The following is a 13,862-nucleotide window of genomic DNA, read 5'->3' on the forward strand; positions in this document are numbered from 1 at the left end:
GTCATCGCAGTGATTCAGAATTAAGTCTGCGGATCGACGTTATCCAACGCCCGATTCACCGCCAATTCCGCCAGCATGATGATCTGTTGAATCGCCAACACGGTGTTGTGCTGCGGGCCGATCAGGTTCGTGGCGAAATCACTGGCCAGGACACTGGCCGAGGCCAATGACTCGCAGGCTTGTGCCAGGAGACTTTCGGTGTCCATGTCAGGGGCAACCAAGTACATCGTGCTGGGGCGACGAGGTCGTGCGGCGTAAGGCTTGGGAGGATTGAGGTAGTAGTCAAGCGCGCGCTTTGTGGCTTCGCGGTCTTTGAGTAGCTCTTCGGCGCGCAAGACTTCGGCGATTGGGTTGGTTTTTTTAAAGTTCGAATCAGAATTATCATCGTCCATTTGCAGCTCCTAATCACAATTGGAGCCAGCACTTGCCATTATGGTCGTGAGGGCTTTCGCCCTACTGATTTCAGGTTTCCACTCCTGGTCGCTGGTTTTGCAGCGACAGCCAAAGACTAGAGAGCCCGCTTCCGACGGACAACCTGAAAAATGCGTGGGAAAGGTCTGAGTTCTGATACATCCGTTAAACATTCAAAAGCGGAACGCGGAGCGTCCCTGGCGGCATTCCCACGCGGGAGCGTGGGAACGATCATTGAGCATCAGCTCTGGATAGATTTATGGGAAGCTCTGATAGCATCAATCGCCTCTTGAGTGAGCGTCATGACAGTCGTTGTGCTTACTTCAATCCGACTGATGATGTCTGCTCTCGGACCTTGCTTCCAATCAGTACTTGAGTAAAAAAGATCTTGAGAGGCTTGGCGATGATTCTCGCTCTCGTAGGAGCGAATTAAGTGATAACTGTCATCGTCATGCAAAGAGCCGCCATAAGAAACAACATCCATACCCGCCTTTAAGTGAAGCGGAACGCTTACTTCCCGCATTATTCGATGGAAATCCAATCCTGATCCCGGTTTCAAGGTGTACATCAGGATTTCAACAATTCGAGTCATTCCAAATCTTCCATGTGGGATTTCAGTTCCTGCCTAAGGATATGTGCTGGCTGATCTGCCGCCTTCGCGGGCAAGCCTCGCCCCCGATCAACTATGCCCAGATAGAGGGGTCCCCCTCAAAAAACGATATTTCCGCCCGCCCCGCCAACAACGCTACCCTCAGGAAAACACCGCCGCCACGCCCTCGGGGACTCCATGGAAAGAACCACCGTCAAACCACTCCTGCTCGCTCTCGCCCTCGCCACAACCGCATCACTGGCACAAACCGCCCAAGCCGCCACCACCCTGGTCTACTGCTCCGAAGCCAGCCCCGCCGGCTTCGACCCCAGCCAATACACCAGCGGCACCGACTTCGACGCCTCCGCCGAAACCGTCTTCAACCGCCTCACCCAATTCAAACGCGGCGGCACCGAAGCCGAACCCGGTCTGGCTACTGGCTGGGAAGTGTCCAAGGACGGTCTCAGCTACACCTTCCACCTGCGCGACGGCGTGAAATTCCACACCACCGACTACTTCACCCCGACCCGCGACTTCAACGCCGACGACGTCTTGCTCACCTTCCAGCGCCTGCTCGATCCGCAGAATGCCTTCCGTAAAGCCTACCCCGCCGAGTCGCCGTACTTCACCGATATGGGCCTGAACACCACGATCAAAAGCATCGACAAACTCGACGACCACACCGTGCGCTTCAGCCTGAACAACGTCGACGCCGCGTTCGTGCAAAACCTCGCCATGAGCTTCGCCTCGGTGCAGTCCGCCGAATACGCCGCACAACTGTTAAAGGAAGGCAAAGCCGCCGACCTCAACCAGAAACCGGTCGGCACCGGCCCCTTCGTGTTCAAGCGCTATCAAAAGGACTCGCAGATCCGCTACGCCGCCAACAAGGCTTACTGGAAACCCGAGGACGTGAAACTCGACAGCCTGATTTTCTCGATCACCCCCGACGCCGCCGTGCGCTTGCAGAAGCTCAAGGCCGGCGAGTGTCAGGTCAGCGGCTACCCGCGCCCGGCAGACATCGAAGTGATGGAGAAAGACCCGAATCTGCGAGTCCTCAAGCAAGCCGGTTTCAACCTCGGCTTCCTCGCCTACAACGTGACCCATCCGCCGCTGGACCAGCTCAAGGTCCGTCAGGCCCTGGACATGGCCATCGATAAACCGGCGATCATCAAAGCGGTCTACCAGAGTGCCGGGCAACTGGCGCAGAACGCCCTCCCCCCGGCGCAATGGTCCTACGACCCGAGTATCAAAGACGCCCCGCACGACCCGACCAAAGCTCGCGCGCTACTGAAAGAAGCAGGGGTTGCGCCCGGTACCACCATCGATTTGTGGGCCATGACCGTGCAACGTGCCTCCAACCCCAACGCGCGGATGTCGGCACAGATGATCCAGCAGGATTGGGAGAAAGTCGGCATCAAGGCCAACATCGTCAGCTATGAATGGGGCGAATACATCAAGCGCGCCAAGAATGGTGAGCACGACGCGATGATCTACGGCTGGACCGGCGACAACGGTGACCCGGACAACTGGCTCGGTGTGCTGTACAGCTGCGCTGCGGTGAAAGGCAGCAACTACGCCAAATGGTGCGACCCCGCCTACGACAAGCTGGTGCAACAAGCCAAGGTGTCCACGGACAAACAGCAGCGGGTCAACTTGTACCAACACGCACAGCAAATCCTTAAGCAACAAGTGCCGATTACACCGATTGCGAACTCGACGGTGTTCCAGCCCCTGCGCAAGGAAGTCAGCGACTTCAAGATCAGCCCGTTCGGCCTTACTCCCTTCTATGGAGTGGGTATAAATAAGTAACACCAGGCTCCAACCGGGTGCACCAAACGCCCCGGTTGCGCCTTGTCGGTGCGTGATTTGCACCGTAAAAAACCTGCGCAAACGGTCAAATGCGCCAGCATTTATACAAATGCGACATTAAGGTACGTTCGTACCACTGTTTAAGGCTTGGAGCCATTCAGGATCTTGCATTGGGTATGGCCCCTGCATAAGTATCCGCAGGTCGACTCACGAGGTCGTCCTCTAATTCCAAAAATGACAACAAATCATGAGGCCACCATGCTTAAACACGCGGTCATTCCGTTTTTAGTCGGCGCAAGCCTGTTAGCCAGCGCACCTTTCGCCCACGCGGCGACTAACCTGGTGTTCTGCTCCGAAGGGAGCCCGGCCGGTTTCGATCCTGGTCAGTACACCACCGGAACCGACTTCGACGCCTCTGCAGAAACCATGTTCAACCGCCTGACCCAGTTCGAGCGCGGCGGCACCGCCGTTGTTCCTGGCCTGGCGACCAAGTGGGACATTTCCGATGACGGCCTGACTTACACCTTCCATCTGCGTGAAGGCGTCAAGTTCCACACCACCCCGTACTTCAAGCCGACTCGTGAGTTCAACGCCGACGACGTGCTGTTCACCTTTAATCGCATGATTAACAAGGATGACCCGTTCCGTAAGGCGTACCCGACTGAATTCCCGTACTTCACCGACATGGGGATGGACACCAACATCACCAAGATCGATAAAGTCGACGACCACACCGTCAAGTTCACCCTCAAAGAAGTTGATGCCGCGTTCATTCAGAACATGGCCATGAGTTTCGCCTCGGTCCAGTCCGCCGAGTACGCTGCCCATCTGCTCAAGGAAGGCAAAGCCGCCGACATCAACCAGAAGCCGGTCGGTACTGGCCCGTTTGTATTCAAGAGCTACCAGAAAGACTCCAACATCCGCTACACCGGGAACAAGGACTACTGGAAGCCTGACGACGTGAAGATCGACAACCTGATCTTCGCCATCACCACCGACCCATCGGTGCGTATTCAGAAGTTGAAGAAGAACGAGTGTCAGATCACCCTGTTCCCTCGTCCCGCCGATCTGAAGGCGCTGAAGGAAGACAAAACCCTGAAGGTGCCTGACCAGGCCGGTTTCAACCTGGGTTACATCGCCTACAACGTGATGGACAAGATCAAGGGCAGCGATCAGCCGAACCCAATGGCTCAGTTGAAAGTGCGTCAGGCACTGGACATGGCCGTCAACAAACAGCAGATCATCGACTCGGTTTACCAGGGCGCCGGACAACTGGCAGTCAACGCCATGCCACCGACCCAATGGTCTTATGACACCACCATCAAGGATGCTCCGTACAACCCTGAGAAAGCCAAAGAGCTGCTCAAGGAAGCCGGCATCAAGGAAGGCACCGAGATCAACCTGTGGGCGATGCCGGTGCAACGTCCCTATAACCCGAACGCCAAGCTGATGGCCGAAATGCTGCAGTCCGACTGGGCCAAGATCGGGATCAAAGCCAAGATCGTGACCTATGAGTGGGGCGAGTACATCAAGCGCTCCAAAGGCGGCGAAAACGGCGCGATGCTGATTGGCTGGAGCGGCGACAACGGTGACCCGGACAACTGGCTCAACGTACTGTTCGGCTGCGACTCGTTGCAGGGCAACAACTTCTCCAAATGGTGCGACAAGAAATTCGACGGCATCGTCAAGGAAGCCAAGCGCACTACCGATCAGGCCAAGCGCACCGAACTGTACAAACAGGCGCAACACGTCCTCAAAGATGCTGTTCCAATGACACCTATCGCTCACTCGACGGTGTTCCAACCCATGCGCAACAACGTGCAGGACTTCAAGATCAGCCCGTTTGGCTTGAACTCCTTCTACGGCGTCAGCGTCAGCAAATAAGGTTTTGCAACGGCGACGTTATTCACGTCGCCGTTGCTTTATCTGCCGAGAAAGTAGGAATTCACTGACAGCCAAATCCACTGCGTACCACAGCAGAGATTTAGGACGCGTCGCCTTTTCCTACGAGTCTTTCAGACTCTACACATTTACTGCCAGACCCACGGCTCATACCGTCGGGATCTGACCAGTTCATGCGTGGGTTCTCGGTTTGCTGCATGCAATGGTTTGAGATCAATGAAGCCCCACGTCCCCGGACGGGATAACGGCTCATTGCACAACACTAAAAAGAGGGAGCGTCATGCGCCATACCTTGGTTTTATCCGCATTGCTGGGCACCGGCCTGCTGGCCGTCACTTCCATTAGCCAGGCCGCCAATAACAGCCTGGTGTTCTGCTCCGAAGGCAGCCCGGCGGGCTTCGACACCGCGCAATACACCACGGCGACCGATAACGACGCCGCCGAGCCGCTGTACAACCGATTGGCAGAGTTTGAAAAAGGCGCCACCAACGTTGTACCGGGCTTGGCAACGAGCTGGGATATTTCCGAGGACGGCCTCAAGTACACCTTTCACCTGCGCGAAGGGGTGAAATTTCACACCACCAAGTACTTCACACCGACCCGCGATTTCAACGCCGATGACGTGCTGTTCACGTTCAATCGCATGCTTGATCCGCAGCAACCCTTCCGAAAGGCTTACCCAACCGAGTTCCCGTATTTCAACGGGATGAGCCTGAACAAGAACATCGCCAAGGTCGAGAAGACCGGGCCGCTCACCGTGGTGATGACGCTCAACAGCGTCGACGCCGCATTCATCCAGAACATCGCCATGAGCTTCGCCGCGATCCTTTCCGCCGAATACGCCGACCAGTTGCTGGCCTCCGGCAAGCCGAGCGACATCAACCAGAAGCCGATCGGCACTGGCCCGTTCGTGTTCAAGAGCTACCAGAAAGATTCCAACATCCGTTACAGCGGCAACAAGCAGTACTGGGACCCGAGCCGGGTCAAGCTCGACAACCTGATTTTCGCCATCAACACCGACGCCTCGGTGCGCGTGCAGAAACTCAAGGCCAACGAATGCCAGATCACCCTGCACCCGCGCCCGGCCGACGTAACCGCGCTGAAAAACGATCCGAAACTGCAACTGATCGAGAAGCCCGGCTTCAACCTTGGTTACATCGCCTATAACGTGCGGCACAAACCGTTCGATCAGCTCGAAGTGCGCCAGGCGCTGGACATGGCGGTGAACAAGCAAGGCATTCTCAACGCCGTCTATCAAGGCGCTGGCCAACTGGCGGTCAACGCCATGCCACCGACCCAATGGTCCTACGACGAAACAGTTAAAGACGCCGCCTACAACCCGGAAAAAGCCAAGGAGCTGCTCAAGGCTGCCGGCGTCAAGGAAGGCACCGAAATCACCCTCTGGGCCATGCCGGTTCAGCGTCCGTACAACCCCAACGCCAAGTTGATGGCCGAAATGCTCCAGGCGGATTGGGCGAAGATCGGCCTCAAGGTCAAGATCGTCAGCTACGAATGGGGCGAGTACATCAAGCGCACCAAGAACGGCGAGCACGATATCAGCCTGATCGGCTGGACCGGTGACAATGGCGATCCGGACAACTGGCTCGGCACGCTTTACAGCTGCGATGCCATTGGCGGCAACAACTACTCCATGTGGTGTGATCCGGCTTACGACAAGCTGATCAAGCAAGCCAAGGTCGTCACAGACCGTGACCAGCGCACCGTGCTCTACAAACAGGCGCAGCAGTACCTCAAGCAGCAGGTGCCGATCACGCCGGTCGCCCACTCGACGGTCAATCAGCCGTTGAGCGCCAAAGTCGAAGGATTCAAGGTGAGTCCTTTCGGTCGTAATGTGTTCTCGGGCGTCAGCCTGGACCAATAACCGTGTAATCAGAAACGCTGGGGGCGAATTTCGCCCTCGCGCAAGCGTGTTGCCGTAATTCGTCAATCCGGCCTACAGCAAACGTTTGCGAAGTCTGTATGAGTTCAAAACCAAATAACCGGATCACCAAAAAAGACCGGGATTAAAAAAGTAAATAAGGAGCTTCACCCATGAAACTGAGCAGCACCGCGTTATTGGCCTTGGCCATCAGCAGCATCACCGCCACGGCATACGCAGAACCTGCAAGTCAGGAGTTTGTCCCTACCACATTGGCCGGCAGTAGCGCCCAAAGCGAGGCCAAAGGCTTTATCGATGGACAAAGCCTGGGCGGCACAACGCGTAACTGGTATGCCAACGAACTGAAACGTCGTGACGACACCTTCAGCTACAAGAAAAACAGCGTGAAGAACGATCCGACCGCCCCTAGGACCCCGACACCACGTCGTATCAACTGGGTTCAGGGCACCATCGTCAATTACACCTCGGGCTTCACCCAGGGCACCGTTGGCGTCAGCACCGAAGTCGCCCTCTACAACGCCATCGTTCTGGACCGTGATCGCAAGGATATTGCAGGCGGCTCCAACCGCACCCTGGCAGACTCCAACGGCGATGCCGTCGACCAGTGGAGCAAACTGGGTCTGGCCAACGCCAAGTTCCGTGTATCGAACACCACCTTGACCGCCGGTCGTCAGAACTTCAGCACGCCGATCGTCGACGTCATCGGCAACCGTGCACTGCCTTCGAGCTTTGAAGGTATCAGCCTGCACAGCGAAGAATTCAACAACATGTCGTTCGACCTGGCCGGTTTCGACCGCGTTTCGCCACGTACCGAACAGAGTCTGTCGAAGTTCCGCAGCGAGTACTCCGCCACCGGCGTTGAAACCGACAAGGTCTACACCGCAGGCGTGAACTACCAGCCGTTCAAAAGCCTGAAAACCAGCCTGTACGGCGCCAACGTCGAAGACTTCTGGAACCAGTACTACTTCGGCGCCACCCACGAGCTGGGTGACAGCCAGGTGCTGAGTCTGACCACCGGCCTGAACTACTACAAAACCGTCGACGAAGGCAAAAAGTTGATGGGTGAGATCGACAACGACACCTACTCGCTGTCGCTGGGCCTGGCTCACCAGGCTCACAGTCTGACCTTCTCGTACCAGGAAGTGAACGGCGACACCTATTTCGACTACCTGCACGAAACCAACGGCATCTACCTGGCCAACTCCTTGCTGTCGGACTTCAACGGCCCGAACGAGAAATCCTTCCAGATTGCCTACGGTCTGAACATGGCCGAATACGGCGTTCCAGGCCTGAAATTCAACATCTACCAGGCACGCGGCTGGGGCATTGACGGTACTCACTACCGCGGCACGGCTTACACCGATCCGGGCGCCAAGCGCGGCGACCTGAGCCTGATGGACGGCGAAACCCACTACGAATACGGCATCGGTGCGTCCTACGCCGTGCAGAGCGGCCCACTCAAGGCCACCGCCATCCGCGCGACGTACACCACTCACCGCGCCAGCGAAAACCAGGCTGACGGCAACATCAACGAGTTCCGTCTTGTGACCACCATCCCGTTCAACATTTTGTAAAACGCATGCCTGCGGCTGACTCATGATGAGTCGGCCGCCTGGCTTTTCTGTTCACCGATTGCAGAGGGCTCTAGATGAAAATGCTTCCCCTACGAGCGGCCATCGCCGCCGCGTTGCTGAGTGCCGCTGTTGGCGTCTCGGCCAAACCCTTGGTGGTCTGTACCGAAGCCAGCCCGGAAGGCTTCGATATGGTCCAGTACACGACTGCAGTCACCGGCGATGCGGTGTCCGAAACCATTTTCAATCGTCTGGTGGGCTTCAAGCCAGGCACCACTGAAGTGATCCCGGCATTGGCCGAGTCGTGGGAGATCAGCGACGACGGTCTGACCTACACGTTCCACCTGCGCCAAGGCGTCAAGTTTCACACCACCGACTATTTCAAGCCGACCCGCGACATGAACGCCGACGACGTGGTCTGGAGCTTCCAGCGTCAGCTGGACCCGAAACACCCATGGCACAAACTGTCGAGCGTGGGCTTCCCGTACTTTGAAAGCATGGGCTTCAAAGAGCTGCTCAAAAGCGTCGAGAAGGTCGACGACAATACGGTCAAATTCACCCTGACCCGCCGTGAAGCGCCGTTCCTGGCCGACATCGCCATGGCCTTCTCCTCGATCTACTCTGCCGAGTACGCCGATCAGTTGCTCAAGGCCAACAAGGCCGGCGATCTGAACAACAAACCAATCGGCACCGGCCCGTTCGTTTTCCAGCGTTACGCCAAGGACGCTCAGGTCCGTTTCAAGGCCAACCCGGACTACTTCGGTGGCAAGCCCCCGGCTGATCCGCTCATATTCGCGATCACCATCGACAACAACGTGCGCCTGCAAAAACTGAAGGCCGACGAATGCCAGATCGCGCTGTATCCCAAACCCGATGATGTCCCTAGCATCAAGGCCGACCAGAACCTGAAGGTCGACGAACTGGCCGCAATGACCACCAGCTACACCGCGATGAATACCAGCCGCAAGTACATGAGCGATGTACGCGTACGCAAGGCGATAAACATTGCATTCGACAAGCAGACTTACGTCACTAGTTTGTACGGCAAGGGCAACGCCGTCATTGGTACCGTTCCCTATCCTCCGACCCTGCTAGGCTTCAACGACAAACTGAAAAACCCACCGCGAGACCTTGGTAAGGCCCGTGAACTTCTCAAGGAAGCGGGTGTACCGGAAGGTACCGTGCTGACGCTGTTTACCCGCAACGGCGGCGGCCCCACCAACCCTAATCCACTGCTGGGCGCGCAAATGATGCAGTCGGATCTGGCGCAGATCGGGATCAAGCTCGACATCCGTGTCATGGAATGGGGAGAAATGCTCAAACGCGCCAAGAATGGCGAACACGACCTGGTATCGGCAGGCTGGGCCGGCGATAACGGCGACCCGGACAACTTTCTTACGCCGAACCTGAGTTGCGACGCAGCGAAAAACGGCGAAAACTACGCCCGGTGGTGCAACAAGGAATTCCAGGACTTGATCGACAAGGCTCGCGGCGGCACTGAACCGGCTGCCAGGGCGGCGCTCTACGAACAAGCGCAGGAAGTTTTCGACAAGGACCAGCCATGGATTCCCATGGCCTATCCGAAAATGTTCACGGCAATGCGCAAAAACGTCGAGGGTTACCACCAGAGTCCTCTGACAACCAATAACTTCGCCACCACCCAGGTGAAGTAGATAAGAAACGCCCGGCATCGCTGACCCCAGCGCTGCCGGGCACGCCTAACCGGCTGATGAGGTACCACACAAGATGTTTAGTTTTATTGCCCGCCGATTGGGGTTACTGATCCCCACGTTCTTCGGCATCACCTTGCTGACTTTCGCGTTGATTCGCATGATTCCAGGCGACCCCGTGGAAGTAATGATGGGCGAACGTAGAGTCGACCCCGAAATGCATGCTCAGGCAATGGAACGCCTAGGTCTGAACAAACCCCTGTATGCCCAATACCTGGATTACATCGGCAAGTTGGCCCACGGCGATCTCGGCGAATCCCTGCGTACCCGTGAAAGCGTCTGGACCGAGTTCAGCTCTCTCTTCCCCGCGACCCTGGAACTGTCCATGGCCGCCCTGTTGTTCGCCGGCATCCTGGGCCTTCTGGCCGGGGTGATTGCGGCACTCAAGCGAGGATCCCTGTTCGACCACGGGGTGATGGGAGTCTCCCTGGCGGGATACTCGATGCCGATCTTCTGGTGGGGCCTGATCCTGATCATGTTCTTCTCGGTGAGCCTGGGCTGGACGCCGGTGTCCGGGCGGATCGACCTGCTCTACGACATCGAGCCGCGCACCGGCTTCATGCTGATCGATACGCTGCTGGCCGATGACGTCGGGGCGTTCTTCGATGCCCTGCATCACCTGATCCTGCCGGCCATCGTGCTCGGCACCATTCCGCTGGCGGTGATCGCGCGAATGACCCGTTCGTCGATGCTCGAAGTACTGCGTGAAGACTACATCCGTACCGCCAAAGCCAAGGGCCTGTCGCCATCGCGGGTGGTGTTCGTTCACGGCCTGCGTAACGCACTGATTCCGGTACTGACCGTGGTCGGCCTGCAAGTCGGCACGCTGCTGGCCGGTGCGGTCCTGACCGAAACCATTTTCTCCTGGCCCGGCATCGGCAAATGGCTGATCGAAGCCATTGGCGCACGGGACTATCCCGTGGTGCAGAACGGCATCCTGTTAATCGCCTGCCTGGTGATTCTGGTCAACTTCGTAGTGGACATCCTCTACGGCTTTGCCAACCCACGCATCCGTCATCAGCGCTGAGATCAAGACCATGACCACTCTCACTACACCGGTAGCAGTCGATCAAAGCCTGCTGTATCCGTCCCCGTATAAAGAATTCTGGCACGCGTTCTCCAGGAACAAAGGCGCCGTCGCCGGCCTGATGTTCATGCTGCTGGTGATTTTCTGCGCGATCTTCGCCCCATGGGTCGCACCGCATAACCCAAGCGAGCAGTACCGCGACTTCCTGCTGACCCCGCCGTCCTGGCTGGAAGGCGGGCAAATCCAGTTCCTGCTCGGCACCGATGAACTGGGTCGCGACCTGCTGTCGCGGCTGATCAACGGTTCGCGCCTGTCCCTGCTGATCGGCTTGTCGTCGGTGGTGATGTCGCTGATTCCGGGCATCCTTTTGGGTCTGTTCGCCGGGTTCTTCCCGCGCGTGCTCGGCCCGACCATCATGCGTCTGATGGACATCATGCTGGCCCTGCCGTCCCTGCTGCTGGCCGTGGCGATTGTCGCCATCCTCGGCCCTGGCCTGATCAACACCATTATTGCCATCGCCGTGGTTTCGTTGCCGTCCTATGTTCGTCTGACCCGCGCTGCGGTGATGGGCGAACTGAACCGCGACTACGTGACCGCCGCGCGCCTGGCCGGTGCCGGTCTGCCACGCCTGATGTTCGTCACCGTGCTGCCCAACTGCATGGCGCCGCTGATCGTTCAGGCCACCCTGAGTTTCTCCTCGGCGATTCTCGATGCCGCGGCACTGGGCTTCCTCGGCCTTGGCGTACAACCGCCAACGCCTGAGTGGGGCACCATGCTGGCTTCGGCTCGTGACTACATCGAACGCGCCTGGTGGGTGGTGAGCTTGCCTGGTTTGACCATTTTGCTCAGCGTGCTGGCAATCAACTTGATGGGCGACGGCCTGCGCGATGCGCTGGACCCGAAACTCAAGAACGCCGCCTGAGGAGATTCAAATGTCACTGTTAGAAATCAAGAATCTCAACGTTCGCTTCGGCGACGCCAACGCCGTTCCGGTGGTCGACGGTCTCGACATTACCGTGGAAAAAGGCGAAGTACTGGCCATCGTCGGCGAATCGGGTTCCGGCAAGTCCGTGACCATGATGGCGCTGATGGGCCTGATCGAGCATCCGGGGATCGTCACTGCCGATGCCCTGAATTTCGACGGCAAGAACATGCTCAAGCTCAGCAACCGTCAACGTCGGCAAATCGTCGGCAAAGACCTGGCCATGGTGTTTCAGGACCCGATGACCGCGCTGAATCCGAGCTACACCGTCGGTTTCCAGATTGAAGAAGTGCTGCGCCTGCACCTGAAAATGTCCAGAAAGGACGCCCGCAAGCGTGCCATCGAGCTGCTGGAAAAAGTGGAAATCCCAGGCGCTGCCAGCCGGATGGACGCCTACCCGCATCAACTCTCCGGCGGTATGAGCCAGCGTGTTGCAATCGCCATGGCGATTGCCGGCGAACCGAAACTGCTGATCGCCGACGAACCGACCACCGCGCTGGACGTAACGATTCAGGCGCAGATCATGGACCTGCTGCTGGCCCTGCAAAAAGAGCAGGACATGGGCCTGGTGCTGATCACCCACGACCTCGCGGTCGTCGCCGAAACCGCCCAGCGCGTGTGCGTGATGTATGCCGGCCAAGCGGTTGAAGTCGGTCAGGTGCCACAACTGTTCGACATTCCGGCGCACCCGTACAGCGAGGCACTGCTCAAGGCCATTCCGGAACACAGCCTGGGTGCCGCGCGCCTGTCGACACTGCCAGGCATCGTTCCCGGTCGTTACGACCGCCCGCAAGGCTGCCTGTTGTCGCCGCGCTGCCCCTACGTGCAGGACAACTGCCGCACCCAGCGTCCGGCCCTTGACCCGAAAAGCAACAGCCTCGCCCGTTGCTTCTACCCGTTGAATCAGGAGGTGGCGTAATGGCCGTCGTACTTACCGCCCGCAACCTGACCCGCCACTATGAAGTGTCCCGTGGCCTGTTCAAGGGGCATGCGACCGTGCGCGCCCTCAACGGCGTGTCGTTCGAACTGGAAGCCGGCAAAACCCTCGCCGTTGTGGGCGAATCGGGCTGCGGCAAATCCACCCTGGCCCGCGCCTTGACCCTGATCGAAGAGCCGTCCTCCGGCTCCTTGAAAATCGCCGGGCAGGAAGTCGCCGGCGCCGACAAGGCCCAACGCAAGCAACTGCGCAAAGACGTGCAGATGGTGTTCCAGAGCCCGTACGCGTCGCTGAACCCACGGCAGAAAGTCGGTGATCAACTGGCTGAGCCGCTGCTGATCAACACCAATCTCAGCGCCTCGGAACGTCGCGAGAAAGTCCAGGCGATGATGAAGCAGGTGGGCTTGCGTCCCGAGCACTACCAGCGCTATCCGCATATGTTCTCCGGCGGTCAGCGCCAGCGGATTGCCCTGGCCCGCGCGATGATGCTGCAACCGAAAGTGCTGGTCGCGGACGAACCGACCTCGGCGCTGGACGTGTCGATTCAGGCGCAGGTGCTCAACCTGTTCATGGATTTGCAGCAAGAGTTCAACACCGCCTACGTGTTCATCTCCCACAACCTGGCCGTGGTGCGTCACGTCGCCGATCATGTGATGGTGATGTACCTCGGTCGCCCGGTGGAAATGGGCCCGAAAGAGGACATCTACACTCGCCCTCTGCACCCGTACACCCAGGCGCTGTTGTCGGCCACCCCGACCATTCACCCGGACCCGAACAAGCCGAAAATCAAGATCGTCGGTGAGTTGCCGAACCCGCTGAACCCGCCGTCCGGCTGCGCCTTCCACAAGCGATGCCCGTACGCGACCGAGCGCTGCACCACAGAAGAACCGCTCTTGCGCCTGGTCGACACCCGCCAGGTGGCTTGTCACTACGCCGAGCAATTCCTCGACGGCGCGGCATAAAAAAACGCGCCTCGGATTTCGGGGCGCGCTTTTACCGAGTTG

Annotated in this window: 11 protein-coding genes; 9 read left to right on the forward strand and 2 right to left on the reverse strand. The window is 58.2% G+C overall.

Going from position 1 to position 13,862, the window contains the following annotated elements:
* Window positions 1-20: 20 nt before the first annotated feature.
* The gene (locus PSH88_RS26220) at window positions 21-392 is read right to left on the reverse strand and encodes a DUF6124 family protein (RefSeq protein ID WP_305423565.1); all 372 of its coding nucleotides are present in this window, start codon (window positions 390-392) and stop codon (window positions 21-23) included.
* 260 nt (window positions 393-652) lie between these two features.
* Complete coding sequence (locus tag PSH88_RS26225; RefSeq protein ID WP_105340048.1) at window positions 653-1,003, reverse strand: NIPSNAP family protein; 351 nt, start codon at window positions 1,001-1,003, stop codon at window positions 653-655.
* A 195-nt stretch (window positions 1,004-1,198) separates the two neighbouring features.
* Between PSH88_RS26225 and PSH88_RS26230 the strand changes: the two genes are divergently transcribed.
* The 9 genes from PSH88_RS26230 (at window position 1,199) to PSH88_RS26270 (ending at window position 13,820) form a co-directional block, all read left to right on the forward strand.
* Window positions 1,199-2,809 carry an ABC transporter substrate-binding protein gene (locus PSH88_RS26230; protein WP_305423566.1) on the forward strand — a complete coding sequence of 537 codons (1,611 nt, stop codon included), beginning with the start codon at window positions 1,199-1,201 and terminating at the stop codon, window positions 2,807-2,809.
* A 258-nt stretch (window positions 2,810-3,067) separates the two neighbouring features.
* Entirely contained in the window at window positions 3,068-4,693 is a 1,626-nt protein-coding gene (locus PSH88_RS26235; protein ID WP_305423567.1) for an ABC transporter substrate-binding protein, read from the forward strand.
* A 298-nt stretch (window positions 4,694-4,991) separates the two neighbouring features.
* On the forward strand, window positions 4,992-6,593 hold the full coding sequence (locus PSH88_RS26240) for an ABC transporter substrate-binding protein (protein ID WP_305423569.1): 1,602 nt from the start codon (window positions 4,992-4,994) through the stop codon (window positions 6,591-6,593).
* A gap of 170 nt (window positions 6,594-6,763) precedes the next feature.
* Window positions 6,764-8,185 carry an OprD family porin gene (locus PSH88_RS26245; protein ID WP_305423570.1) on the forward strand — a complete coding sequence of 474 codons (1,422 nt, stop codon included), beginning with the start codon at window positions 6,764-6,766 and terminating at the stop codon, window positions 8,183-8,185.
* A gap of 74 nt (window positions 8,186-8,259) precedes the next feature.
* A complete protein-coding gene (locus PSH88_RS26250) occupies window positions 8,260-9,855 on the forward strand; it encodes an ABC transporter substrate-binding protein (protein ID WP_305423571.1) in 1,596 nt (531 codons plus the stop codon).
* A 73-nt stretch (window positions 9,856-9,928) separates the two neighbouring features.
* Window positions 9,929-10,939 (forward strand): ABC transporter permease subunit, encoded by a 1,011-nt coding sequence (locus PSH88_RS26255; protein WP_305423572.1) that lies wholly within the window; start codon window positions 9,929-9,931, stop codon window positions 10,937-10,939.
* A gap of 10 nt (window positions 10,940-10,949) precedes the next feature.
* Window positions 10,950-11,861, forward strand: coding sequence for an ABC transporter permease subunit (locus PSH88_RS26260; protein WP_052965615.1), 912 nt, complete (start codon window positions 10,950-10,952; stop codon window positions 11,859-11,861).
* A gap of 10 nt (window positions 11,862-11,871) precedes the next feature.
* On the forward strand, window positions 11,872-12,840 hold the full coding sequence (locus PSH88_RS26265; RefSeq protein WP_305423576.1) for an ABC transporter ATP-binding protein: 969 nt from the start codon (window positions 11,872-11,874) through the stop codon (window positions 12,838-12,840).
* Window positions 12,840-13,820 (forward strand): peptide ABC transporter ATP-binding protein, encoded by a 981-nt coding sequence (locus tag PSH88_RS26270; RefSeq protein WP_192346289.1) that lies wholly within the window; start codon window positions 12,840-12,842, stop codon window positions 13,818-13,820. Before PSH88_RS26265 ends, PSH88_RS26270 begins: the two co-directional genes overlap by 1 nt.
* Window positions 13,821-13,862: the final 42 nt, after the last annotated feature.

It is taken from the genome of Pseudomonas wuhanensis (genome assembly GCF_030687395.1).
In the GTDB taxonomy this organism is placed as follows: domain Bacteria; phylum Pseudomonadota; class Gammaproteobacteria; order Pseudomonadales; family Pseudomonadaceae; genus Aquipseudomonas; species Aquipseudomonas wuhanensis.